General features: G+C 66.6%; 30 protein-coding genes. 9 read left to right on the top strand and 21 right to left on the bottom strand.

Going from position 1 to position 24,012, the window contains the following annotated elements; genetic code table 11:
* Positions 1–11: 11 nt before the first annotated feature.
* On the bottom strand, positions 12–806 hold the full coding sequence (locus AADI75_RS02400; RefSeq protein WP_341207453.1) for a response regulator: 795 nt from the start codon (positions 804–806) through the stop codon (positions 12–14).
* 265 nt (positions 807–1,071) lie between these two features.
* Between AADI75_RS02400 and AADI75_RS02395 the strand changes: the two genes are divergently transcribed.
* The 3 genes from AADI75_RS02395 to AADI75_RS02385 all read left to right on the top strand — a co-directional run bounded on the left by AADI75_RS02395 (position 1,072) and on the right by AADI75_RS02385 (position 3,213).
* The gene (locus tag AADI75_RS02395; RefSeq protein WP_162143908.1) at positions 1,072–1,230 is read left to right on the top strand and encodes a NepR family anti-sigma factor; all 159 of its coding nucleotides are present in this window, start codon (positions 1,072–1,074) and stop codon (positions 1,228–1,230) included.
* 60 nt (positions 1,231–1,290) lie between these two features.
* Positions 1,291–2,838 (top strand): sensor histidine kinase, encoded by a 1,548-nt coding sequence (locus AADI75_RS02390; RefSeq protein WP_341207452.1) that lies wholly within the window; start codon positions 1,291–1,293, stop codon positions 2,836–2,838.
* Positions 2,839–3,078: 240 nt separating this feature from the next.
* Positions 3,079–3,213, top strand: a complete 135-nt coding sequence (locus AADI75_RS02385) for an entericidin A/B family lipoprotein (RefSeq protein WP_159754804.1) — start codon at positions 3,079–3,081, stop codon at positions 3,211–3,213.
* 631 nt (positions 3,214–3,844) lie between these two features.
* Here AADI75_RS02385 and tatC read toward each other — a convergent pair.
* The 10 genes from tatC to petA form a co-directional block, all read right to left on the bottom strand.
* Positions 3,845–4,624 carry a twin-arginine translocase subunit TatC gene (gene tatC / locus AADI75_RS02380; RefSeq protein ID WP_341207451.1) on the bottom strand — a complete coding sequence of 260 codons (780 nt, stop codon included), beginning with the start codon at positions 4,622–4,624 and terminating at the stop codon, positions 3,845–3,847.
* Positions 4,621–5,091 carry a Sec-independent protein translocase protein TatB gene (tatB, locus tag AADI75_RS02375; RefSeq protein ID WP_341207450.1) on the bottom strand — a complete coding sequence of 157 codons (471 nt, stop codon included), beginning with the start codon at positions 5,089–5,091 and terminating at the stop codon, positions 4,621–4,623. The genes tatC and tatB overlap by 4 nt, the downstream gene beginning before the upstream one ends.
* A 29-nt stretch (positions 5,092–5,120) precedes the next feature.
* Positions 5,121–5,360, bottom strand: a complete 240-nt coding sequence (locus AADI75_RS02370; RefSeq protein ID WP_333914455.1) for a twin-arginine translocase TatA/TatE family subunit — start codon at positions 5,358–5,360, stop codon at positions 5,121–5,123.
* 28 nt (positions 5,361–5,388) lie between these two features.
* A complete protein-coding gene (gene scpB / locus AADI75_RS02365) occupies positions 5,389–5,958 on the bottom strand; it encodes an SMC-Scp complex subunit ScpB (protein ID WP_341207449.1) in 570 nt (189 codons plus the stop codon).
* On the bottom strand, positions 5,955–6,692 hold the full coding sequence (locus AADI75_RS02360; RefSeq protein WP_341207448.1) for a ScpA family protein: 738 nt from the start codon (positions 6,690–6,692) through the stop codon (positions 5,955–5,957). The genes scpB and AADI75_RS02360 overlap by 4 nt, the downstream gene beginning before the upstream one ends.
* A 72-nt stretch (positions 6,693–6,764) precedes the next feature.
* Positions 6,765–7,271: a hypothetical protein gene (locus tag AADI75_RS02355; protein ID WP_341207447.1), complete on the bottom strand. Its 507-nt coding sequence runs from the start codon at positions 7,269–7,271 to the stop codon at positions 6,765–6,767.
* A gap of 89 nt (positions 7,272–7,360) precedes the next feature.
* Positions 7,361–7,891, bottom strand: a complete 531-nt coding sequence (locus AADI75_RS02350) for an adenine phosphoribosyltransferase (protein ID WP_341207446.1) — start codon at positions 7,889–7,891, stop codon at positions 7,361–7,363.
* 115 nt (positions 7,892–8,006) lie between these two features.
* Positions 8,007–8,849, bottom strand: coding sequence for a cytochrome c1 (locus AADI75_RS02345; protein ID WP_341207445.1), 843 nt, complete (start codon positions 8,847–8,849; stop codon positions 8,007–8,009).
* Positions 8,850–8,879: 30 nt separating this feature from the next.
* Positions 8,880–10,166 carry a cytochrome b N-terminal domain-containing protein gene (locus AADI75_RS02340; RefSeq protein WP_341207444.1) on the bottom strand — a complete coding sequence of 429 codons (1,287 nt, stop codon included), beginning with the start codon at positions 10,164–10,166 and terminating at the stop codon, positions 8,880–8,882.
* Positions 10,167–10,180: 14 nt separating this feature from the next.
* Positions 10,181–10,765, bottom strand: coding sequence for a ubiquinol-cytochrome c reductase iron-sulfur subunit (petA, locus tag AADI75_RS02335; RefSeq protein WP_028965096.1), 585 nt, complete (start codon positions 10,763–10,765; stop codon positions 10,181–10,183).
* A gap of 169 nt (positions 10,766–10,934) precedes the next feature.
* On the opposite strand from petA, the gene AADI75_RS02330 reads away from it, so the two are divergent.
* Positions 10,935–11,387 carry a tRNA (cytidine(34)-2'-O)-methyltransferase gene (locus AADI75_RS02330; protein ID WP_341207443.1) on the top strand — a complete coding sequence of 151 codons (453 nt, stop codon included), beginning with the start codon at positions 10,935–10,937 and terminating at the stop codon, positions 11,385–11,387.
* On the opposite strand, the gene AADI75_RS02325 is transcribed toward AADI75_RS02330, so the two are convergent.
* Entirely contained in the window at positions 11,314–12,057 is a 744-nt protein-coding gene (locus AADI75_RS02325) for an AcvB/VirJ family lysyl-phosphatidylglycerol hydrolase (RefSeq protein WP_341207442.1), read from the bottom strand. The two genes, AADI75_RS02330 and AADI75_RS02325, sit on opposite strands and share 74 nt — an antisense overlap.
* Before the next feature lie 97 nt (positions 12,058–12,154).
* Here AADI75_RS02325 and hemF point away from each other — a divergent pair, with 97 nt between their 5' ends.
* Together hemF and AADI75_RS02315 are read left to right on the top strand one after the other, a co-directional pair.
* On the top strand, positions 12,155–12,997 hold the full coding sequence (gene hemF, locus AADI75_RS02320) for an oxygen-dependent coproporphyrinogen oxidase (protein WP_341207517.1): 843 nt from the start codon (positions 12,155–12,157) through the stop codon (positions 12,995–12,997).
* 62 nt (positions 12,998–13,059) lie between these two features.
* Positions 13,060–13,596 (top strand): GNAT family N-acetyltransferase, encoded by a 537-nt coding sequence (locus AADI75_RS02315; RefSeq protein WP_341207516.1) that lies wholly within the window; start codon positions 13,060–13,062, stop codon positions 13,594–13,596.
* Here the strand turns inward: AADI75_RS02315 and AADI75_RS02310 are convergent.
* Together AADI75_RS02310 and AADI75_RS02305 are read right to left on the bottom strand one after the other, a co-directional pair.
* Positions 13,566–14,309: a hypothetical protein gene (locus AADI75_RS02310; protein WP_341207441.1), complete on the bottom strand. Its 744-nt coding sequence runs from the start codon at positions 14,307–14,309 to the stop codon at positions 13,566–13,568. The genes AADI75_RS02315 and AADI75_RS02310 overlap by 31 nt on opposite strands.
* The gene (locus tag AADI75_RS02305) at positions 14,306–15,127 is read right to left on the bottom strand and encodes a hypothetical protein (RefSeq protein ID WP_341207440.1); all 822 of its coding nucleotides are present in this window, start codon (positions 15,125–15,127) and stop codon (positions 14,306–14,308) included. Before AADI75_RS02305 ends, AADI75_RS02310 begins: the two co-directional genes overlap by 4 nt.
* 125 nt (positions 15,128–15,252) lie before the next feature.
* Between AADI75_RS02305 and lipB the strand changes: the two genes are divergently transcribed.
* The 3 genes from lipB (at position 15,253) to AADI75_RS02290 (ending at position 17,215) form a co-directional block, all read left to right on the top strand.
* On the top strand, positions 15,253–15,954 hold the full coding sequence (lipB, locus tag AADI75_RS02300) for a lipoyl(octanoyl) transferase LipB (RefSeq protein ID WP_341207439.1): 702 nt from the start codon (positions 15,253–15,255) through the stop codon (positions 15,952–15,954).
* Positions 15,955–16,046: 92 nt separating this feature from the next.
* On the top strand, positions 16,047–16,307 hold the full coding sequence (locus tag AADI75_RS02295; protein ID WP_028965089.1) for a hypothetical protein: 261 nt from the start codon (positions 16,047–16,049) through the stop codon (positions 16,305–16,307).
* Positions 16,308–16,525: 218 nt separating this feature from the next.
* Positions 16,526–17,215 carry a hypothetical protein gene (locus AADI75_RS02290; RefSeq protein ID WP_341207438.1) on the top strand — a complete coding sequence of 230 codons (690 nt, stop codon included), beginning with the start codon at positions 16,526–16,528 and terminating at the stop codon, positions 17,213–17,215.
* Between the two features lie 39 nt (positions 17,216–17,254).
* Here AADI75_RS02290 and queE read toward each other — a convergent pair whose 3' ends face one another.
* The 7 genes from queE to AADI75_RS02255 all read right to left on the bottom strand — a co-directional run.
* Positions 17,255–17,887 carry a 7-carboxy-7-deazaguanine synthase gene (gene queE / locus AADI75_RS02285; protein ID WP_341207437.1) on the bottom strand — a complete coding sequence of 211 codons (633 nt, stop codon included), beginning with the start codon at positions 17,885–17,887 and terminating at the stop codon, positions 17,255–17,257.
* On the bottom strand, positions 17,884–18,582 hold the full coding sequence (gene queC, locus AADI75_RS02280) for a 7-cyano-7-deazaguanine synthase QueC (protein WP_341207436.1): 699 nt from the start codon (positions 18,580–18,582) through the stop codon (positions 17,884–17,886). The genes queE and queC overlap by 4 nt, the downstream gene beginning before the upstream one ends.
* Before the next feature lie 303 nt (positions 18,583–18,885).
* Complete coding sequence (locus tag AADI75_RS02275; RefSeq protein ID WP_341207435.1) at positions 18,886–19,791, bottom strand: Hsp33 family molecular chaperone HslO; 906 nt, start codon at positions 19,789–19,791, stop codon at positions 18,886–18,888.
* A 193-nt stretch (positions 19,792–19,984) separates the two neighbouring features.
* Entirely contained in the window at positions 19,985–20,902 is a 918-nt protein-coding gene (argF, locus tag AADI75_RS02270; RefSeq protein ID WP_341207434.1) for an ornithine carbamoyltransferase, read from the bottom strand.
* A 48-nt stretch (positions 20,903–20,950) separates the two neighbouring features.
* Positions 20,951–22,135 carry an aspartate aminotransferase family protein gene (locus AADI75_RS02265; RefSeq protein WP_341207515.1) on the bottom strand — a complete coding sequence of 395 codons (1,185 nt, stop codon included), beginning with the start codon at positions 22,133–22,135 and terminating at the stop codon, positions 20,951–20,953.
* Positions 22,136–22,244: 109 nt separating this feature from the next.
* Positions 22,245–22,886, bottom strand: coding sequence for a DUF1275 family protein (locus tag AADI75_RS02260; RefSeq protein ID WP_341207433.1), 642 nt, complete (start codon positions 22,884–22,886; stop codon positions 22,245–22,247).
* 176 nt (positions 22,887–23,062) lie between these two features.
* A partial coding sequence (locus AADI75_RS02255; RefSeq protein ID WP_341207432.1) for a toprim domain-containing protein occupies positions 23,063–24,012 on the bottom strand: 950 nt, incomplete at its 5' end.

The raw sequence follows: 24,012 nt of genomic DNA, 5'->3' as shown, positions 1-24,012 counted from the left end.
GCGCGCCGCGATCAGGCCGGAACCGTGCTCTCGTCGAAGAACAGCGCCTGGCTGATCGCCGCCTTCACCGTCGACCGCTGGAACGGCTTGGTGATGAGGAAGGTCGGCTCCGGTCGCTCGCCGGTCAGCAACCGCTCCGGGAAAGCGGTGATGAAGATCACCGGCACGTTGAACTCGGCAAGGATGTCCTTCACCGCGTCGATGCCCGAGCTGTCGTCGGCAAGCTGGATATCGGCAAGCACCAGCCCAGGGCGATCTTCCATCGCCAGCGCCACCGCCTCGTCGCGAGTGACCGCCACGCCGGTCACTTCATGGCCCAGGTCGCGGACGATCGATTCGATGTCCATCGCGATGATCGGCTCGTCCTCGATAATCAGCACGCGCGCGCGCGTCTGCTTCTCGATCTCGGCGAGCGCCTCGGCGACCAGCGCGTCGACCTCGGCAGCATCGACCTCGATCAGATACGCCGCATCCTCGGGCGTGAAGCCCTCCATCGCGGTCAGTAGCAGCGCCTGCCGCGACAGCGGTGTCATCCGCGACAGTCGCGCACGCGCCACCGCCTCCTGATCCTCGGCCGGCGACTCGTCCGCGGTTTCGTCGAAATTGGCGGAATTCCAGATTGCCTGGAACGTCCGGTACAGCCCCAGCCGCGGATCGACGTCCCGTGGGAATTCCTCCGGCGCGGCCACGATCGCTTCCAGCGTGGCGCGCACATACCGGTCGCCCTGCGCCTGGCTGCCCGTCAGCGCGCGACCATAGCGGCGCAGGAACGGAAGGTGCGGCGCGAGTTGTTGTCCGAGCGACATGTGTAGAAAACCCTCCCTGCGGCGCGGCTCCGGCCGGCGCCGCCGATACCATATGTGCGTGGACGTCATGACAGGTCGCAGATGATACCCCCCGACCGGCGATTTTCGTCGCACCCGCATGGAACCAACGATCCCGGATTTGGTTTCATCGGACATACGTGCATTACGCGCTTGTCCGGGTGGGGCGTTCGTCGAGCGAACGTCCTGCGATGCTGTGTCGGTCCGTCAACGGTGCCGACGATCGGGCTGTCTTAGGGGGTTTACGTTGACGTCGGATAAGGAAGCGCCTGAAAAGCCGAAAAAAGGCACCGCGGCACAATCGAAGAACCGCGATATGGGATCGGCGCTGCGCTCCGTCTATCAGAAAACCGTGGAGGAAGCGGTGCCCGACGACCTGCTCTCACTGCTCGGCAAGCTAGACTAACGCGACGTGGCCATCCCTACCGCGGCTGACGCCCCCCGGCCCGTCGCGGGGCGTATTGATATGGTATCGCGCTGGCCGACCGGGGCCAAGCTGTTCCTGATCCTCAGCGTTGCGCTGCTGCCGCTCGCGCTTATCGCGATCTTTGCCACGCTGCGCGTCACCCAGATTGCTGATACCGAACTGCGCTCGCACCTGCGCGTTGCCGCGTCCGAATCCAGCCGCGCGATCGCCATCGAACTGGTCGGTGACATGACCGCGCTGCGCGTGGCCGTCGACGCGCTGACCGCCGACCGCGGCGACGCGCCCAGCTGCGCGCGCGCGCAGGGTGTCTTCGCCCAGCAATCCGCCGCCGGTACCAGTTTCGTCATTCTCGACCGTCGCGGCCGCGCGATCTGCGGCGAGCCATTCCCCGGCGCCGCATCCTTCGCACGCCAGTCGGCGACCGATGCGGTCAGCGCGCGGATCGTCGAGAAGCGCGGCGTGATGCTCCGCTTCGCCGGACGCAATGACGGGCTGACCGCCGCCGCCTACTTCCCCGCGCCGTTCCTCGCGCAGATCAGCCAGCCCAGCGGCTTCGCGCCCGATTACGGGCTGTCGCTGGCGCTCGGCGACGAGCGGCTCGAACTGGACCCGCTGGTGCGCGAGAGCGCGCTCGAGCGTCGCGAGACGATCCGCAGCGATCTCGGCATCGCCGGCCTCGCGCTCGAAATGCAGGTGCGCAGCGCACCGATCGGCTCGCCGCTATTGATCGCGCTGACCTTCCCGCTGCTGATGTGGGCAGCGGCGGCGGCGATCAGTTGGTTCGTTGTCGACCGGCTGCTGATCGCCCCGTTGCGCGCGTTGCGCGGCAGCATCGCAGCCTATGCGCCGGGCGATCAACCCGATCCGGCGATGCTGCGCGCGCTGCCCGCCCAGGAGATCCGCGACTTGGGCGACACGTTCCGTGCGCTCAGCAGAACGGTCGCGATCCACGAAGCCGGATTGGCCGAGGGGCTGATGCGCCAGACCAAATTGACGCGCGAGGTGCATCACCGCGTCAAGAACAACCTTCAGGTCATCTCCAGCCTCATCAACTTCCACGCCCGCGGCGCACGCAGCATCGAGGCGACCCAAGCCTATGCATCGATCCAGCGACGCGTCGACGCGCTCGCGGTCGTTCATCGCTATCACTATGCCGAGATGGAAGAGAACCGCGGCGTCGGGCTGCGTGCGGTGCTGGGCGAACTGGCGTCGAGCATTCGCGCCACCGCCCCAGAAGGCACGCGCGTCGGCATCGTGCTCGACATCGACCCCTATTACGTCACGCAGGACGTAGCAGTCGCGGTCGCCTTTCTCGTCACCGAACTGGTCGAACTGGCCATGACCTGCGTCAGCGAGACGCAGGTGCGGATCACGCTCAAGCCGCTCGACGATCCGCAGCGTGCCTTGTTGCGCCTCTCGTCCCGCGCGCTGGTCGATTCCGACGATCTGCGTGAAGGGCTGAAGCATCGCTACGGCCGGGTGATCGAGGGTCTGACCCGCCAGTTGCGCTCGACCCTGCAGCATGATCCGCTCACCGGCGCCTACGAGATCGCGATCGCCGTCACAGGTCGCGAAGAAACTCTGTAATTTTTTCCATTTCCGGGATTTTGCGCGGAACCGGGCCTGCCGACCGTCGTTCTCCATTCCGGATAGCGACTATACGCCCCCCCGCTTTCGCTATCCAAGACATAGGCCCGGAAGCATCCACCCTCCCCCCCCCGGTGATGCTTTCGGGCCTTATTCGTTCCCACCCACCAGCTTTGTCACCGACGCGGAACGATCCGCGCGGGCCGGCATTGTGCGTTGTGTGTTTTGGGAGACCATTCAATGCGTAAGGTTCTGACTGCCGCAGTATTGGCCGGAGCGGTGCTCGTCTCGGCATGCAACACCGTCAGCGGCGTGGGCAAGGACGTGTCGTCCGCTGGCGACGCCGTCGCGGGTGCGGCCGACAAGAACAAATAACCTTCGCTCCGTCGAAGGGAAACGGGCGGTTCGTCGGCGACGAGCCGCCCTTTTTCGTATGGACGGCGCACCGTCGTGGCCATCCGTCGCGCCGGACTTGATCCGGCGCCCCGCTCCTTCCTCGCACTCGAGGTAAAAGCGTCTTCTCGGATTGGCCCGGGATAACGAGTGCCGCCGGGTCCTTCGATGGACGGTCACGCTCCTGAAAAGGGCTAAAGAGAGGGGTTCTCATGCAGAGGCGCGGAGGCGCAGAGACGTCGTGCCGCCGCATCGGACGCTCACCCTCCCGCGACCAGGAATGACAGGATTTCACCCGCCCACGCGGCACCCCGCCGCGCCCTCCGCGCCTCCGCGTGATCCAAATCTTCTTCGAACGCCGAACGTGAGAAACTCGAATGCCGAGCCGCCTTGGAGCGAGGCGACCCGGGTTAAAGTCCGCCATCCGTCATTGCGAGCGTAGCGAAGCAATCCAGAGCCGGATCAGGACACCCTGGATTGCTTCGCTCCGCTCGCAATGACGAACTGAATTGATGCAATCCCGCTCTAATCGCACCCTGACGATCGATGCACGACGACGGTCAGCCTCGCGTCCTCACCGCTAAAGGCAGGCTCCCTTACAGAACACCGCCTATTATTCCGCGCTTGCGGCCGCCACCTCTTCCCGCGCACGCTTGCGCTCGGTGAACCAGATGCCGATGATCGCCGCTTCGTAAAGGATCACCAGCGGGATCGCGAGCAAGAGCTGCGATCCGACGTCCGGCGGCGTCAGCACTGCCGCGATCGCGAACGCACCGACGATGGCGTAGCGCCGTGCGCCGATCAACTGCTTGCGCGTCACGATGCCGGCCCGCTCCAGCAGCATCAGCAACACCGGCAGCAGGAACGCCGCACCGAAGCCGAACAGGAACTGCATGATGAAGCTGAGGTAATAGCCCATCGCCGGCAGCGCCTGCTGATGCACGCCACCGACCGTTCCGGAGAAGCCGAGCAGGAAGTGCAGCGCCATCGGGATCGCGATATAATAGGCCATCGACGCGCCCAGCAGGAACAGCAGCGGCGTGGCGAGCAGGAACGGGAGCAGCGCGCGCCGCTCCTTCCGGTACAGGCCGGGTGCGACGAACTGCCAGAGCTGCATGGCGATGATGGGGAAGGAGATCATCATCGCCGCGAAGAAGGCGACCTTCACCTGCACGAAAAATGCTTCGAAAAGCTGCGTGTAGATGAGCGTTTTCTGCCCGGCGCTGAGCAGCGGCTGTACCAGGAACCCGAAGATGTTCTCGGCGAAATACCAGCAAACGAAGAACGCCAGCAGCACCGCCGCGATGCAATACAGCAGTCGCCGCCGGAGTTCGAGCAGATGGTCGAGCAACGGCGCGCGCGAATCTTCCAGTTCGTCGACGATCTCGCTCACGATGCAGCCTTGTCCTTAACCACCGGCTCACCGGATGTATGATGATCGCCGGTACGCGGGTCGGCCCCGTCCGCATCGCCCTCCTGCGGCGCGGCCGCCGGCGGCGCGTCGGGCACGACATGCGGCTTTTCGACCATCACCGCCGTCTGCACGTCGTCGTGCGGCGGGGTGGCGTCGATCGCCGAGGCATGATCGGGCAGGGCCGGCGAAGCAGCAGGTGGCGTGGGGACGAACGGATGCTCACGCATGATCCGCTCGTTCTCCGCCTTCCACTTCTTCTCCATCTCCTCCAGCTCGGCCTCCCGCACCATCTCGTCGAAGCCGTTGCGGAACTGGCGACCGACCGCGCGCGCGCGGCCGACCCAGTAGCCGAGGACGCGCATCGCCTTCGGCAGGTCCTTGGGGCCGATCACCACCAGCGCCACGAACGCGACTAGCAGGAATTCGGAGGGAGCGATGTCGAACATTCAGCGCGCGCCGGATCGAATGCAGGGGCTCAGCGGCGTTCCTCGCGCACCGGCTCGGCATCGCGATCGAACGCCGGCTCGGCGTGGCTCTTGGCCTCGATCCGCGGCTTGGGACGCGTATCGTCCTCGTCCTCTTCGGCCATGCCCTTCTTGAAGTTCTTCACACCCTTGGCGACGTCGCCCATCAGGTTCGAGAAACGACCGCCGCCCAGCAGCAGGATCGCTACCACCGCGAGGATGAGGATATGCGGAAGGCTGAAACTGCCCATGACGAAATCTCCTAAGGTAGAACGGTATCTAGTCTTCCTCGACGGCGTTTTCCACCGCGAGTTGATCGAAGGCCAGATCGACCGGGTCGAGCAGTCCGGCGGCACGCAGATCGTCGACGCCGGGAAGGTCACGGCGGCTCTTGAGCCCGAAATGTGACAGAAATTCGGGGGTCGTCGCAAACATCAGCGGCCGTCCCGGCACCTCGCGTCGCCCGGCGGGCCGGATCCACCCCGCCTCCATCAGCACGTCAAGTGTGCCGCGCGCCGTCTGCACGCCGCGGATCGCTTCGATCTCGGCGCGCGTGACGGGCTCGTGATAGGCGATGATCGTCAGCGTCTCGATGCCCGCGCGGCTGAGTCGCCGGACCTCGTCGCGCCCCCGGCGCAGCAGATGCGCCAGGTCGGCGGCAGTCTGGAAATGCCAGCGGCCGCCGCGCTCGACCAGTTCGAACCCGCGTGCACGATAATGCGCGGTCAGCCGATCGAGCGCGCCCGCGACATCCCCGTCGCCGGCATGCGCCCGGATCGCGTCGCGGGTCAGCGGCTCGGTGGCGGCGAACAGCACGGCCTCGACCGCTCGGTCGAAATCGTTGCTCACGATGCCACCCGACGGAGATAAAGCGGGGCGAATGGCGCTTCCTGATGCAACTCGGCGCGTCCTTGCCGTGCTAATTCGAGCGCCGCGAGGAAACTGGACGCCAAACTGGAGCGCCGCAGCCGCGGATTCGGTGTCTCCGGAAGGAATTGTTCGATCTCGCGCCACTCGATTGCGGCCCCCAGCAGCGCCGCGATGCGTGCCAATGCCGCCTCCAGCGTCACCACTTCACGATCCCGCACCACATGCAGCGCCGGCCGGGTCCGGGCCTTCACCTGCCCGTAAGCCGCGAGCATGTCGTAATATTCTACCTCCCAGAAGGACTTGCGCACGACATGCAGGCCCTCCGGCGCGCCTCGCCGAAACACATCGCGCCCCAGCCGATTGCGCGCCATCAACCGCGCCCCCGCCTCCCGCATCGCATCGAGCCGTTCCAGCCGCAATTGCAATCGGATAGCCAGTTCCTCGACGTCCGGCTCCACCTCGGGATCGCGCGGCAGCAGCAGCGCCGATTTCAGGTACGCAAGCCACGCCGCCATCACGAGGTAATCGGCGGCGAGTTCGAGCTGGAGCACCCGCGCCCGCTCGACATAGCTCAGATATTGCTCGACCAATTGCAGAATCGAAATGTCCCGCAGATCAACCTTTTGCGCGCGGGCCAGCGACAGGAGGAGATCCAGCGGCCCTTCGAACCCGTCCAGATCGAGGGTCAGTTGCTCAGGGGACGCGTCGGTCATGCCGCCAGAGGATCAATGACATACGCCATATGGCTGAGACTGGCACAACCTGACCCGTGCTACCAGAGCGGTTCAGCGACGCTGTCGTGGACGAAATGCGCCGTCCGGGCGCGGGGTACGAACGCCTTCGGCGCGATTCTGGCGACGCAAGTCACGATAATCGCGACGAACATCGTTGCGATATTCCTGGCGGGCGTCGCGGCGCTGTTGGCGGAACTGGTCACGGGTGATTTGCCCGTTCCTGAACGCCTGACGGTCCGCGCGGACGTCACCGCGATAGTCGCGACGTTCGCGGCGCACATCCCGGCCGAAATCGCGCCAATTCGACCGCACGTCACGGTCGCCATAAACGGCGCGGCGTTGCGCCCAATAGCGTTGCTGACGCTCGTTCCACGGGTAAGCGCGCCGGTAACGGTCGTAAACATACGCGCCGGTGCCGTAACCGCCGGCATAATAAGCGTCATCGTAATAGCCGGAGCCAAATCCGACCCCCGAATAACCGTATCCGTCGGTACAGGCGGCGGTCGCCAGCGACAGCCCACCCAATAGCCCGATCAGCAGCACCCGTGGCGCAAACATCGTGGCATCTCCTCACATGGAGCAAGGCGGCAAAACGCGCCGCCAATCGACACCAACGGGGGCCGACCGGCGCGGTTCCGGTGACGGGGTCAGTGGCCGGGAAAGGCGACGAGCGACGTCACCGAGATGTCCACGGCGCGCAGCAGATCGGCGCCGCCGAGATCGGGCAGGTCGACAACGAACTGCGCCTGTTCGACCACCGCGCCGGCCTTCCGCAACAGCCGCACCGCGGCCCGCGCGGTGCCACCGGTGGCGATCAGGTCATCGACAAGCAGCACGCGCGCGCCCGGCGCGCAGGCATCGGCGTGGATCGCGATCCGGTCGGTGCCATATTCCAGCGCATAATCCTCGGCGATCGTCGCGCCCGGCAATTTGCCGTCCTTGCGGATCAGCAACACGCCCGCTTGCAACGGAATCGCCAGCGCCGCCGCGAATAGGAAGCCGCGCGCCTCGACCCCGGCGACGAGATCGACCGGACCCTCGACCGCCGCCACCATCCGCTCGACGCAGGTCGCGAGTCCCTGCGAGGAGAGCAGCAACGTCGTGATGTCGCGGAACTGGATGCCCGGCTTGGGGAAATCGGGGATGGTGCGGATCAGCGCCTTGAGGTCGTCGTTCATCCGCCCCGCCTACACGAAAACGGCGACCGGGGGAGTGCCCGGTCGCCGCTTCCATCTGTTCGCCTTCACGTCGCTGCGTGTCCCGACCCTGCTGGCGCAGAGCCAAGTCGGTCGCTCAGTGCTTCACGTCGCGCCACACGTTCTGGTACGCGCCCCACGTCAGATAAACGAAGATCAGCAGAAAGATCACCACCGCGACACCCGCCGCATGGCGCGCCTCGAGGTTGGGCTCGGCGGTCCAGGTGAGGAAAGCCGCAACGTCGCGTGCCATCTGGTCCTTGGTCGCCCTGGTCCCGTCCGAATAGGTCACCTGCCCGTCCGACGTCAGCGGCGGCGGCATCGCGATGTTGAGGTTCGCGAAATACGGATTGTAGTGCAGTCCTTCCGGCGTCTTGGCGTCGGGGAACTCGCGCAGCAGCTCGGCCGGCTGATCGCGATAACCGGTGATCAGCGCGTGGACGTAGTTGGAACCGTCCTCGCGCGCCTTGGTCATCAGGGACAAATCGGGCGGCAGCGCATTGTTGTTCGCCGCACGCGCCGCGACCTCGTTGGCGAACGGCAACGGGAAGTGATCGGACGGCAGGTTCTTGCGCGTCGCCGCCTCACCCGTTTCCGGGTTTACGCTCGGCTGCTCGATCACCCACTGGTTGGCGATCGCCTTCACCTCGGCCTCGTTATAGCCGATCTTCTGCAGGTCGCGGAACGAGACATACTTCAGCGAGTGGCAGGCCGCGCAAACTTCCTTGTAAACTTGGAAGCCGCGCTGCAACTGCGCACGGTCGAACTTTCCGAACAGCCCTGCCGAGGACAGGTGAATGTCCTCGGGATGCTCGTGGAACGCATGTTCGGCGGTGTGCGGTGCCGGGTTTTGGATCGCGTCCTTCGCGGTGAAGAAGAGCGCCAGCGCCAGCACGAAGACGAACCCCGCACCGACCAGCAGTGAAATGAGACGAACCATATTCTGTCGAATCCCCTCTTCGTCTCTGTCTCAGCTCGCCATCGCGGTCTGCGCGGGGCTGGTGCCGCCGTGCTTCGCCAGAACTGCCTCGGTGATTGAATTCGGCAGCGGGCGCGGACGCTCGGCCGCCGACACCAACGGCAGGATGATGAGGAAGTGCGCGAAATAATAACCCGCCGCGATCTGTCCCATCATCACGTTGCGCGCGCTCGCCTCGGCCCCGCCGACATAGCCGAGCACCAGCACGTCGAGCAGCAGCACCAGCAGGAACCAGCGGTAGGTCGGACGATAATTGGCCGAACGCACCGGCGAGGCATCCAGCCACGGCAGAAAGAACAGCAGCAGGATCGAGCCGAACATCGCCAGCACGCCCCACAGCTTCGCCGGCAGGATGAAGTCCGCGGTGAAGCTCTTCAGGATCGCGTAGAACGGGAGGAAGTACCATTCGGGAACGATGTGCGCCGGGGTCGAGAGCGGGTTCGCCTCGATGTAATTGTCCGGGTGACCCAGCAGGTTGGGCGAGAAGAACACGAACAGCGCGAAGATCAGGAAGAACACGCCGACGCCGACGCCGTCCTTCGCAGTGTAATACGGGTGGAACGGCACCGTGTCCTGCTCGCCCTTCACGTCCACGCCGGTCGGGTTGTTCGAGCCCGGGATGTGCAGCGCCCAGATGTGGAGGATGATGACCCCCGCGATCACGAACGGCAGCAGATAGTGGAGCGAGAAGAAGCGGTTGAGCGCGGCATTGTCCGGCGCGAACCCGCCGAGCAACCACACGCGGATCGTCTCGCCGACCAGCGGAATGGCCGAGAAGAAGCCGGTGATGACCTGCGCGCCCCAGAAGCTCATCTGCCCCCAGGGGAGCACATAGCCCATAAACGCGGTCGCCATCATCAACAAGAAGATCACGACGCCGAGCAGCCACACCATCTCGCGCGGTGCCTTGTACGAACCGTAATACAGCCCGCGACCGATGTGGATGTAGACGACCGCGAGGAACATCGACGCGCCGTTGGCGTGCGCATAGCGTAGGAACCAGCCGGCGTTGACGTCACGCATGATGCTTTCGACCGAGCCGAACGCAACCCCGGCATTGGCGGCATAATGCATCGCCAGCACGACGCCGGTGACGATCTGCAGCACCAGCGCCGCGCCCGCGAGCACGCCGAAGTTCCAGAAATAGTTGAGGTTGCGCGGCACCGGATAGCCCGCGCCGATCGCGTTGTAGACGAGGCGCGGCAGCGGCAGCTTCTCGTCCATCCAGCGCATCAGCGGCGCCTTCGGCTCGTAATGCTTGGCCCAGGGAAAGCTCATTTCTCTATCTCCCCTCAGCCGACCGTAACGACGGTGTCGGAATTGAACGTGTAGTCGGGCACATGCAGGTTCTGCGGTGCCGGCCCCTGCCGGATGCGCCCGGCGGTGTCATAGGCCGAACCGTGACACGGGCAGAAATAGCCGCCGAACGGCCCCTTGTTCTCGCCCTCGCCCGCGCCCAGCGGCACGCAGCCGAGGTGCGTGCAGACGCCGAGCGTGATGAGCCAGTTCTTCTTGCCCGCCTTGGTCCGCTCTTCCAGCGTCTGCGGATCGCGCAGCGAGGCGACGTCGACCGCATCGGCCTCGCCGATCTCCTTCGGCGTCAGGTTGCGGACGAACAATGGCTGCTTGCGGAAGCTGGCCTTGATCGCCTGCCCCGGCGCGATCTTGGAAATGTCGATCTCGGTGGTGGACTGCGCCAGCACGTCGGCCGACGGGTTCATCTGGTTGATGAGCGGCAGGACGATCGCAACCGCACCAACCCCGGCGAACGACACCGCGGCGATGTTGATGAAGTCGCGGCGGCGCGGATCGTGCGCTTCCTCATGATAAGGCGCGGGATCTTCGCCGAGGGGGATTTCCTGCTCTGCCATCGCCATTCGCGTCACACCTCTGCCCGTTCCTCTGTCCGGCGGGTGGCTGATGCCGCGTGCGACACTGTTGCTCCCCGCCTGTGGCCTGCCCGTCCCCACGGCGGCCCTTTCCGGCCTGATAGCCGTGCCCTCGCCGCTTTGCCAACAGCATTTTGCGTCGGTAAGGACGGCGGCGATGCGGATCGCGCTCTACCAACCGGACATTGCGGGCAACGTCGGCACGCTGCTGCGGCTCGGCGCGTGCCTGGACGTCGCGGTCGACTTGATCGAGCCGATGGGCTTTGCGTGGAGCGATCGCGCGCTGGCGCGCTCGGGGATGGACTATGCCGGCAAGGTTGAAGTCCGCCGCCACGCCGATTGGGAGGCGTTCCTCGCCGCCAGCACCGGCCGGATCGTACTGGCGACCACCACCGGTGCAGTGCCGCTGACCGCGGCACGGTTCGAAGCCGATGACATTTTGTTGCTGGGCAGCGAGGGGGCCGGCGTGCCCGCGCATGTCCACGACCGTGCCGACCTGCGCGTGCGCGTGCCGATGCGCGCCGGGCTACGCTCGCTCAACGTCGCGGTGGCGGGCGCGATGCTGCTGGGCGAGGCGCTGCGGCAGACGGACGGCTGGCCGGCGACGTAGCGCGCGCGACCGCGCCGAGGACGTGCGCGAGCAGGCCCTCGCCATCGTGGTGAAGATTGTGCCCGCCCGGCATCGCGATGATCGTCGCGCCGGGCACGCGCAGTTTTGGACACAGGCTGTCGTCCTCCTCGTCGCCGTAGATGCAGGTCAGCGGTGCCCAGGTCAGCGTGTTGCCCGTCTCTGTCCCGATGCTGTCGGGCGTGCCGCGATAGACCCAGCCGGTCGGATCGGCGCGGTAGAACACCGTCTCCCCCGGCAGGATCAGGACGATCCCGGCGACGTGCGCGCGCAGGTCGGCGGGCAGATGCGCCAGTCCGGTCTGGACGATGTCCGCGCCATAGGATTGCCCCATCACCACCACACGCTGCTGCCCGGTGCGCTTGAGCGCGGTGCGCACCGCATCGGCGACGAACGCGTCCACTTCCGCTCGGGTGCGGCGGAAACGGAAGAACACCGGCGAGGACACGCCCAGCACGGTGAAGTGATGCTCGGTCAACCCGCGCGAGGTCGAGGCGCCGAGCAGGAAGCGCAGCCCCATGTCGCCCGAGATGTTGACGACCGCGATCGGGCGCGCCGGCGGTTGCGCGGGGTAGAGATGATAAGGATTGCGATCGAAATAGCCGCCTGCCGCCACCAGGGCGCAGACGAAGGCGGAGCTGACCGCTGCCACGCGTACTCCGCGCCAGAAGGATTTGGCGTTCATGAGTCGGGCTGTGCCACCGCCGCTGCGCCTTGGCCAGCGCGCACCGACGCGCTACGGCACGGCCATGATGACGCTGGATGACGAACAGGCGGCGGCGCGCGCCTGGTTCGAGGGGTTGCGCGACCGGATCTGCGCGGAGTTCGAGGCGATCGAGCGCGAGGTCGGGTCGGATGCCGCGTTCGCCTATACGCCCTGGGACCGCCACGATCCCGGCGGCCTGCCCGGCGGCGGCGGGGTGCGCGGGGTGATGAAGGGCCGTGTGTTCGAGAAGGTGGGCGTCAACGTCTCGACCGTCGGCGGCACGTTCGAGGGCGAGTTCGGCAAGACGATCCACGGCGCGGGCGACGATCCGCGCTTCTTCGCGACCGGGATCAGCCTCGTCGCGCATATGGCCAATCCGCACGTCCCGGCGGTGCACATGAACACGCGCTTCCTGGTGACGACGAAGCGCTGGTTCGGCGGCGGCGCGGACCTTAACCCGCCGCTGCCGATCGCCGAGGATACCGAGGATTTCCACGCGACGCTGGCGCACGCCTGCGACGCCCACGATCCCGAACATTATCCGCGCTTCAAAAAATGGGCGGACGATTATTTCTACATCCCGCACCGGCAGGTGCATCGCGGCGTCGGCGGAATCTTCTACGACCATCTGGAAGGCGATTTCGCGCGCAATTTCGCGTTCACGCAGGATGTCGGACGCGCGTTCCTCGACGCCTATCCCCGGATTGTGCGGCGGCGGATGGACATGCCGTTCAGCGAGGCCGACCTCGCCGAACAGCGCGCGTGGCGCGGGCGCTATGCCGAGTTCAATCTGGTTTACGACCGCGGCACGCTGTTCGGGCTGAAGACCGGCGGCAATATCGACGCGATCCTGATGAGCCTGCCCCCCGTCGCGACCTGGGCGTAACCGTGTCGGGGCTCACCACGCTCAGCGACGATCAGGTCGCCGCGATCGTCACGACGCTGGTGATGACCGAACGGCCGCGCCCGCGCGCGCTGCCCGACGCCACGTTGCGGCTGGTGCGCTGGGAGCGGCCCGCGCCTGACAAGTACCGCGCGCTGTTCCGCCGGCTCGGCGCACGCTGGCTGTGGTTCTCGCGGTTGCTTATGGACGATGCCGCGCTCACCGCGATCGTCCACGATCCGGCGGTAGAGGTCTATGCCGCGGTCGATCGCGCCGGGATCGAGGTCGGGATGCTCGAGCTGGACTTCCGCCACGATGCGGCGTGCGAGATCGGCTATTTCGCGCTGATCCCGGAGCTGGCGGGGCGCGGACTCGGGCGGTGGCTGATGGCGCGGGCGCTGGGGCTGGCGTGGCGCGGCGGCATCGAGCGGGTGTGGCTGCACACCTGCACGCTCGACCATCCGCACGCGCTTGGCTTCTACCGGGCGCAGGGCTTCGTCGCGACCAAGCGGACGGTGGAGACCTTCACCGATCCGCGCGTGCTCGGCGTGCTCCCGGCCGATGCCGCGCCTCAGGTACCCTTGCTGGCGCGGATCCTATAGGCGACGACGCCCAGCAGCAGCAGCGCGACCGCGTAGCTCGCGCCGACCGCGGCGATCAGCGCATCGACCAGCGCGAGCGCCAGCGGGTTGCCCGCGCCGCTGCGCAGCGACTCATCGGCGAGCAGCAACGGCGACACCGCCAGCCACTGCACGAGGAACAACGTGACCAGCGCACCGGTCAGCGCGCGGTCCATGCCCTTGGTCATTTTCCAGCTGAGCCGCAGCGACGCCAACGGCTTCAACGCCGGATGCCGCGCCATCGCGGGGACCGCGACGATCAGCCGGGCCTGCACGTACAGGCCCGGCAACACCAGCAGCCACAATCCCAGCGCGATCGGCACGGCCATCGCCGCGGTGGCGATCGTGAACGCCACCAGCCGCACGATCGCCTGCCCCAGTGCCTGCCCGATCGTGAGCCGATCGGGCTCGAGCAGGAACAGCGCGATCGCCGCGATGCCATAGGTGCCGATCAATTCCGCCAGCAGGAACCAGAGGCCATTATCCTGGCTCCAGAGCGCGACGTTGCTGAGCCACGCCTGCATCGCCACCTCGCTGCGCGGTCCCGCCGGCAGCGACGGCAGCGGATCGCACAACAGCGCCGCCGCGAACGCGGGCAAGAAGACGAACGTGCCGGCGATCGGCAGCAGCAGCGTCGCGTCGCGCCGGAACAGCCGCCAGACGACCGACAGCAATCCTGCGAACCCGATCGTCATGCGAGCGGCGCCATCCGTTGCTCGCGCTCGACCGCGGCGACGTAGAAGCGCGCGTAGAACACGCTCTGCAGCACCGTCGCACCGGCGGAGATCAGCGTGCTGGCCAGCGACACCACGAATCGCACGCTGCCCGGCGCCTCCCCGCCCAGGATCAGCCGCGCGACCACGCCGACCACCGACGTGGCGGCCAGCATCGCGACGGTGGTGATGATGAAATAGAGGATCAGCACCCCGATCAGCTTCAGCGTCGCGCCCTTGGTCAACGTCAGGCTGCGGCGCAGCGCACCGATCCCGCGGCGTTCGTTGACGACGATCGCGAACAGCGGCACGATCCGCGCGCTGAGCCACAACCCCAGCAGCGCCGCCACCAGCACGTAGAGCCCGGCGCCCGCGGTATAGCCGGGCATGGCGCGCGTCATGTCGACGCTTCCGCCGGCCGTCATCGTCGCACCCGACAGCGCCAGCAACACGCCGGCCGGGATGAACAGCACCACTACCGCGATCATCAACGCCAGCAGCACGCCCAGCGCGGGCAGCAACCGCTGTCCGCCGATCCGCAGCGCCTGCGCACGATCGACCGCCGGGTCGCTGGCCACCGCCGTGATCGCCAGCACGCCGAGGACGAGCAGCACCAGCACGCCCAGCCGGATCAGCGGCACCGCCAGCGACGCCGGCACGGGCAACGGCACGACCGTGCCCAGCGCGCCGGCCACGACACCCGGCAGCACCAGCGTCATCAGGGCAATGCTCGCCAGGATACCCGCCCGGCCGCGCAGGACGTCCACCGTCCGATCCCACACGTCGCCGATCCTGATCATCGCCACCTCATGCCGTCTGCGATTGCATCTTCATCGCGGGCGTAGGGGCAGTTCCGTCGCTCGGCAATGGGCGTCGTCGGGCGCGCACGCTTGCCAAGCCGCGGGCGGAACCGCATCTGTGGCGCGTGCAGACGAACTTCACGACAGGCATCGCGGCGAGCCCCAGCACCCCCGCGGACATCGAATGGCGGGTGACGCCGGGGCTGACCGATTACGCAAGCGCGCTGGCCGACATGGAGGCGCGCGCCGCTGCGGTGGCGGCAGGCAACGCACGCGAGCTGGTGTGGCTGCTCGAACATCCGCCCGTCTATACCGCCGGCACCAGCGCCGATCCGGCCGAACTGGTCGATGCGCGCTTTCCGGTCGTCCCTGCCGGTCGCGGCGGTCGCTACACCTATCACGGTCCCGGCCAACGGGTCGGCTATCTGGTGCTCGATCTCAACAAGCGCGGGCGCGACGTGCGCTGCTTCGTGCATGCAGTGGAAGGCTGGGTGATCGCGGCGCTGGCGCGGATCGGGATCGCGGCGTTCCGCGCACCCGGCCGGATCGGCATTTGGACCATCGACGCCAACGGACAGGAAGCGAAGATCGGCGCGATCGGCATCCGCGTTCGTCGCTGGGTGACGCTGCACGGCTTCTCGGTCAATCTTTCACCGGACCTGCAACACTTTACCGGGATCGTGCCGTGCGGACTGGCCGAATATCCCGTGACCAGCGCGGCCGCGTTGGGGATCTCGCCGGACACTGCAACCTTCGACGCGGCTCTGGCGTTCACCGCCGAGGCCTTTCTCAATAGCCTGGTTTGTGCGGGTGAAAACGAGACTTGAGGGGCCGGTCATCTGTGATTAATGTCCAAGTCGATTTGGGAACAAAACAACGGCCGCCAGGTCGCCAAATCCACAGTCTAGGGAGCAATTACATGCGTGCAGTCATCACCAAGTTCGTGGCCGGCTCGGCACTCGCGGCGGCCGCTCTCGCGGTCTCGGCGTGCGGCTCGAAGACCGAAGGCACTGAGAACACCATGGTCACCGACATGAACGCCACCGAGGGCATGGACACCATGACCGACAACATGACCGCCGTCGACGGCGCCATGAACGGCGGGATGATGGCCAACGACACCTCCATGAGCAACGACATGATGATGTCGAACATGGGCGGCATGTCGAACGCGATGTAATCTGCCGCAACGGCGATTGTATCCGAAAGGCCGTCCGGGCAACCGGGCGGCCTTTCTCTTGCGGCAACGAACCGTTACGCGCCGTCAACAAGATCCTGTCTCGCAAGCTATTTGCGGTGAATCGAATCCGGCGCGCGATGGTTTGCGCTGGGTCACCACCCAAAAACATCGTAAAAGGTCGGCAACGGCGTGGCCGTGTGCGATGGAGTGTTGGGGAAATGCAAAAGGTGGGGATCGCCGGCGCGATCGCGACGCTGGCGGCCGGCTTGCTGGTCACGACGCCGGCGACGGCGCAATTTTATATGAAGAGCAAGGATCTGCGCGGCGAGCGTGTGCGCGGCGACGAACCGGGCATCGGGCAGATGATGCCGGGTGCAACCAATGACGAACTGCGCGCTGCGGTGGTGTGGAACATGCGTGCGGCGCTCAACGTCGCGGCACTGCAATGTCAGTTCGAACCATCGCTGCTGACCGTTCAGAACTACAATGCCATTCTTGCCGATCACAAGCAGGAGCTGGCACAATCCTATACCATGCTCGGCAAATATTTCGAGCGTGTCGCCAAGTCGAAGAAGGAAGGGCAGAACGCGCTCGACCAGTTCGGCACCCGCACCTATTCGGGCTTCGCCACCGTCGCTGCGCAATATGGCTTCTGCACGACGGCCTCAAGCATCGGACGCGAGGCGCTGTACGCCCCGCGCGGCACCTTCGGCGAGATCGCGCTGGGCCGTATGCGTGAGGTGCGCAACAGCCTGACGCCGTGGGGCGAGCAGCAATTCCCGCAGATGCTGGTGTCGCTGAGCCCCGCCACGCTGCCGCGTTTCGACAAGGCATGCTGGAAGAAGGACGAGTTCGTAGTCAAGAAGTGCGGCCAGCCGTTCGGCGCCGTCACCTACGCCGCGCGATGATCCCGCGGCCGGTGCGGGATGGCCGCACCGGCGGAAGCGTCAGCGCAGGCCCAGCAGCTTGTGCGTCTGGAGCGACAGCCGCCAGCGCGGTCGCTCCATGACGACCGCCATCGCCGCCGCGACATTCGCGTCGCCGGCGGCATCATCCAGCGGCTGCAACAGGAAGTGCTTGAAGTCCCAGCCTTCGATCGTCTCGATCGCGGTGCCCGGTTGCGGCCAGACCAGCTTTAGTTCGTCGCCGTGCCGTTGAACGGTTTCGCTGCCCGCTTTGGGGCTTATGCACACCCAATCGATGCCGGGATGAACCGCCAGCGTCCCGTTGCTCTCGATCGCTATCTCGAACCCGGCGGCGTGCAGCGCCTCGACCAGCGCATCGTCGACCTGTAGCATCGGCTCGCCGCCGGTCAGCACGACGAAGCGCCGCGCGCTCCCCTCGCCCCAGAACCCCTGGACTGCCGCGACCAGCGCCGCCGCGTCTGCAAACTTGCCGCCGCCCAGTCCATCGGTGCCGACGAAATCGGTGTCGCAGAAGCGGCACACCGCAGTCGCACGGTCCTGCTCGCGCCCGCTCCACAGATTGCACCCCGCGAAGCGCACGAACACCGCGCGCCGCCCCGCCTGCACGCCCTCGCCCTGGAGCGTCAGGAACATCTCCTTGACGGCGTAGCTCATGGCGCGGGCGGGGTGACCGCATAATCGGTGGGATCGGCGACGCCCGCTTCCTCGAAACCCTTGTGGCGCAAGCGGCAACTGTCGCACATCCCGCAGTGCCGCGCGCCCGGCGCAGGATCGTAGCACGACCAGCTCATCCCCATGTCGAGCCCGAGCCGCGCGCCCTCGCGAACGATATCGGCCTTGGTCATATGCTGAAGCGGCGCGCGAAAACGGAACGGAATGCCTTCGACCCCGGTCTTGGTCGCGAGTTCGGCCAGATGCTCGAACGCAGCGATGAATTCGGGACGGCAATCGGGGTAGCCCGAATAGTCGAGCGCATTGATGCCGAGATAGATGTCGCGCGCGCCCGCCGCCTCCGCCCAGCCGAGCGCAAGGCTGAGGAAGATCGTGTTGCGGGCCGGCACGTACGTGACGGGGATCGCCTCGCCGACGCCATCCTTGGGCACGTCGATCGCCGCGTCGGTAAGCGCCGAGCCACCGAATGCAGCCAGGTCGATCGGCAGCACGACGTGCCGCACCGCGCCCAGGGTACGCGCGATGCGCCGTGCGGCGGCAAGCTCGACCTGATGGCGCTGATTGTAATCGATCGACAGCGCGTAGAGCGGGTGCCCGGCCTCACGCGCGAGCGCCGCGGACACCAGGGAGTCGAGCCCACCCGAGATGAGCGCGACGGCAGGAGTGGATTGGGTCATGATCCGCGCGAGCTAGGCGCACTGCGGCTCCAGTGCAACCGCCGCCTGATCCGGCGGAAGCGCAAAAAGAGCGGGCCGCCTGTGCGGCGGCCCGAAGGGTGCCCGTTCGACCGGGCGGGGGAGAGAGCATGCCGCCGAAACAGCATGCGATCCTTATGACGCATAAAGGTTAATGAAGGGTTAGGGAGGATCGGGCCACCACCGTCATTCCCGCGCAGGCGGGAATCCGGACGCGCAGGTCTTCATAGGAGCCGGTACGTCGGAGGTTCTGGATCCCCGCCGGCTTGGGCATGACGAACGGAATCAGGCCGCCAAATCCTCCGCGCGCAGCGGAAAGACCGTCGAGCAGAAAGCGCAATCGACCGCGATCAACCCGCGCTCGTCCGCCATCTCCAGCCGTTGCTCGATCGGGAAGCGCTCCAGCACCGAACGGATATGCTCGATCGTGCAGCGGCAGCCGCGCACCACCGGCTGCCCGTCGAGAACCCGCACCTCGCTTTCCTCGTTGAACAGCCGCCACAGCAACGTCTCGAGCGGCAGCTGCGCATCGGCGAGTTCGTCGGCCGCGATCGTCCGCCCCAGCGCCTCGACATGCTCCCATTCGGGATGATCGAGCTTGGTATGCAGCCGCTCGCGCCCTTCCTCGCCTTCGGGGAGATGCTGGAGCAGCAATCCGCCCGCGATGCACTTGCCGTCCGCGCCCTTCTGCATCCCGACGCGCACCAGCGTCGGGATCTGCTCGGACTGGTAGAAATAGCTTTGCGCGGCCTCGGCCAGCGTGTCCCCGTCGAGCGGCACGATCCCCTGATAGCGCTCGCCGGTGCTCGCCAGATCGAACGTGATCGCCAGATAACCGGGGCCGAACAGCGCGAACAGCGTCGGGTCGGCGGGCGCGGCAGCGAGCTTTTCGGCGTCGTACTGGACATAGCCGCGCACCTCGCCGCCCCGCCAGTCGCAGACCAGCAGGGTAACGATCCCGTTCTCGGTCTGCGTCTGCATCGTCAGCTGACCCGCGGGGTCCTTGAGCGTCGCGCCGATCAGCGCGGTCAGCGTCAGCGCCTCGGCAAGCAGTTTCTCGATCGCGGGCGGATAGGCGTGCGCGGACAGGATCGCATCGAGCGTCGGCCCGAGCCGCACCGCCCGCCCACGCGCGTGACGGTCCGGGATGGTGAAGCCGAGCGCGCGGTCGAGATCGGGGGTATCGCTCATAAATCCTCGTGCAACCAACGCCCATCCACACCGTCATCCCGGCACAGGCCGGGATCCATGTCTCCGCAAGAGCGGAGCCGGCGGCGCTTGTGGCGCGCCGGATCCTGGCCTGCGCCGGGATGACGGAGGAAGGAAGGGCAGCCGCTCACCCGAGCGGCAACGACCGTTTAGATGGTAGCGCCCCCGGCCGCGATCAACCGATCTGCCCGAGGCACCAGCGCAGCACCGATTTCTGCGCATGGAGCCGGTTCTCGGCCTCCGCCCAGATCAGCGATTGCGGGCCGTCGATCACCTCCGGGGTGACTTCCTCGCCACGATGCGCGGGCAGGCAGTGGAGAAATTTCGCGTCCGGCTTCGCCGCCGCCATCAATGCCGCATCGACCTGATAGGGCATCATCGCCGCCAGCTTTGTCTCGGCATGCGCCTGACCCATCGAAATCCACGTATCGGTGACGACCACGTCGGCGCCCGCGACCGCTTCGCGCGGATCGGCGACGATGCGCGCACGACCACGGCCGCGCGCGACCGACGCCTCCTCCGGCTGGAACCCTTGCGGGCACGCCGCGACGACGTCGAAGTGCATCAGCCCCGCCGCCTCGACGATCGAGGCGAGCACGTTGTTGCCGTCGCCCAGCCACGCGACCTTCAGCCCGGGCAGCGACTTGCCGCTCTCGATGATCGTCAGCAGGTCGGCCATGATCTGGCACGGATGCGATTCATCGGTCAGCCCGTTGATGACGGGCACGGTGGCGTAATGCGCCATTTCCTCGATCTTGGCGTGATCGTCGGTGCGGATCATGATCGCGTCGACATAGTTCGACAGCACCCGCGCGGTATCGGCGACCGTCTCGCCGCGGCCGAGCTGCATCTGCCCGGCCTCCATGACGATCGACTGCCCGCCAAGCTGGCGCACCGCCATGTCGAACGACACGCGCGTGCGCGTCGAGTTCTTCTCGAAGATCATTGCCAGCACATGGCCGGCCAGCGGCGCGTCGGCATCGACGCGCCCCCTGGTCCAGCCGGCGCGCGCCTGCTTGCGCGTCAGGGCGTCGTCGAGCATCGCGGCGATCGCGTCCGGCCCGGCATCGGTCAGGTTCAGGAAATGGCGCATCGTCTCTCCCCCGCTCCGCCCCGGGTTAAGGGGGCGGAGATCAGGCCATCAATCGTCGGCGACCGGCACGTAGACGCGTGCGGCTTCACTCAGCTTCTCCACGCACTCGGCGATGTGACTTTCGTCGATCACCAGCGGCGGCAGGATCCGGACGACATTCTCGCCCGCCGCGACCAGCAACAGCCCGTGGTGATCGCGGCAATGCGCGACAAAGCGGCGGCTGTCGCTCTTCAGCTTCAGCCCCTGCATCAGCCCGTGCCCGCGCACCGAATCGAACAGCCCGTCGTGGTTGGGGATGAGCTGCTCCAGCGACGAGCGCAGCCGCTCGCCCATCTGCGCGACATGATCGAGGAAGCCGTCGGCGAGGATCACGTCGAGCACCGCCTCGCCCGCCGCCATCGCCAGCGGGTTGCCGCCATAGGTGGAGCCGTGCGTGCCGAACACCATCCCCTTCGCCGCCTCAGCGGTGGCGAGGCACGCGCCGAGCGGGAAGCCGCCGCCGATGCCCTTCGCCGCCGCCATGATATCGGGCGTGACGCCGTACAGCTCGTGCGCGAAGAACTTGCCGGTGCGGCCATAGCCCGCCTGCACCTCGTCGAGCACCAGCAGCAGACCATGCTCGTCGCACGCCTTGCGCAGACCCTGCAGGAATTCCTGCGTTGCGGGACGGATGCCGCCCTCGCCCTGGATTGGCTCGACCAGGAAGCCGGCGGTGTTGCCGTCGATCAGAGCGAGCGCGCCCTCTAGGTCGTTGAACTGCGCATATTTGAAGCCGGGCAGCAACGGCTCGAACCCGTCGCGCATCTTCGCCTGATTGGTGGCCGAGATCGTCCCCAGCGTCCGCCCGTGGAAGGCGGTGTCGAAGGTGATGAGATCGTGCCGCTCGGGATTGCCGTTGGCGTAATGGAAGCGGCGCGCGGTCTTGATCGCGCACTCGACCGCCTCGGCGCCTGAATTGGTGAAGAAGACGGTGTCGGCGAAGGTGTTGTCGACCAGCCGCTGCGCGAAATGCTCGCCCTGCGGGCTGCCGTACAGGTTGCTGACGTGCATCAACGTCGCGGCCTGTTCCGAAATCGCCTTGGTCAGTGCCGGATGGCCGTGGCCGAGCGCATTGACCGCGATCCCGCTCGCGAAGTCGAGATACCGGCTGCCGTCCTCGCCATAGAGGTACACGCCCTCACCGCGCACCGGTCGCACGCCGCACCGCGGGTAAACGGGCATCAACGGCGGGATGGATGCGTCAGGCGACACGGGGCCTTCTCCTCGAACGAAAGCGGGCGGCCCGACCTGGACCGCCCTCATGCGACCAATAGAAGCAAAAACCCGCGCAAACAACACCGCGTCAGCGTTGCGACAGCCCCCTGGCCGCCGCTGCGATCGCCAGCGCGAAGGCGAAGGATGCCGCGCCCCACAAGGCATCGGTGCCGAATGCATGATAGCTATACGTGCCGCCCAGCGCGCCGAGCACCAGCCCGCCCCACAGCAGCAGATACGGCACCCAGCCGGTGGCCGGCGCGGTGCCGAGCAGCGCCCCGGCCAGCGACTGGCCGAGCCGCACCAGCGTGCCCGTGACATAAGTGATCGGGATGCTCACCCCGCCGCCGCGCTGGAAGACGACGTTGAGCGCGCCCATCGCCGCCGCGAGCAGCACCGCGCCCGGCCCCTCAACCATCAGCAGCGCCGACCACGCGAGCAAGGCCGCGCTGAACAGGATCATCGCCATCGGCGACCAGCGCCCCAGCCGCTCGGCAAGGATCGACGCCGCCATCACGCCCGAGAGGAAGCCGAGGATCAACGCCACGACCGTGATCGTCGCCCCGTCGCGCTGGATCAGATCGATCCCGAGCAACGTCGAATTGCCGCTCATGAACGACACGAACAACCCGCCGATCCGCAGGAATCCCACTGCATCGACGAACCCCGCCAGCACCGCCAGCGTGATGGCGAGCGGCCAGTCGGCACGCGGTCGCTCCGTTATCGGCATGACGGATGATCCGTCGCACGATCGCCAGCCACGTTCGACACCTTAAACAAGCGACCCGTCATTGCGAGCGCAGCGAAGCAATGACGAAGGTGCTGACACCAAGATTCCTATAAACAACCATCGCACTCAGGCCCCTGAACTTTCGCGGTCCCTCTGGCATCATCCCGCCTGCCCCCTCACGCGTCGATCGCCTCCTCGTCGAGCCGCGCGGCATTTTCCTGGATGAACGCGAAGCGGTGCGCGGGATTGGTGCCCATCAGCCGGTCGACCAGATCCTTGACGCCCATCCGCTCCTCATATTCGCCCGGCAGCGTGATGCGGATCATGCTGCGCTTCGCCGGGTCCATCGTCGTCTCGCGAAGCTGCTGCGGGTTCATCTCGCCCAGCCCCTTGAAGCGCGCGACCTCGACCTTCTTGCCCTTGAAGGCGGTGCGCTCCAGCTCGGCGCGATGTGCGTCGTCGCGTGCATACAGGCTCTTGGTCCCGGCGGTCAGGCGATAGAGCGGCGGCTGGGCCAGATAGAGGTGCCCCCGCCGTACCAGATCGGGCATTTCCTGAAAGAAGAAGGTCATCAGCAGCGTCGCGATATGCGCGCCGTCGACGTCGGCGTCGGTCATGATGACGACGCGTTCGTAGCGGAGCTGCTCAGGCCGGCAGTCCTTGCGCGTGCCGCAACCCAGCGCCTGGATCAGATCGGCGATTTCCTGATTGGCGAGGATCTTGGCGCTGGTCGCCGAGGCGACATTGAGGATCTTGCCGCGGATCGGCAGGATCGCCTGCGTCTTGCGGTCGCGCGCCTGTTTCGCCGAGCCGCCCGCGGAATCGCCCTCGACGATGAAGATTTCGGTTCCGTCGGAATTGTCGGCGGCGCAGTCGGTCAGCTTGCCGGGCAGCCGCAGCTTGCGCGCCGAGGTCGCGGTCTTGCGCTTGACGTCGCGCTCGGCCTTGCGCCGCAACCGCTCGTCCATTCGCTCCAGCACATAGCCGAGCAGCGCCTTGCCGCGGTCCATATTGTGGCCGAGCCAATGGTCGAAATGGTCGCGCATCGCCTTCTCGACCAGACCCGCCGCCTCGGGCGAGGTCAGCCGGTCCTTGGTCTGCGACTGGAATTGCGGATCGCGGATGA

This window comes from uncultured Sphingomonas sp., from assembly GCF_964021865.1.
In the GTDB taxonomy this organism is placed as follows: Bacteria; Pseudomonadota; Alphaproteobacteria; order Sphingomonadales; family Sphingomonadaceae; genus Sphingomonas.
The sequence above is the reverse complement of the archived record's forward strand: the minus strand, read 5'-3'. Positions and strand labels throughout refer to the sequence as shown.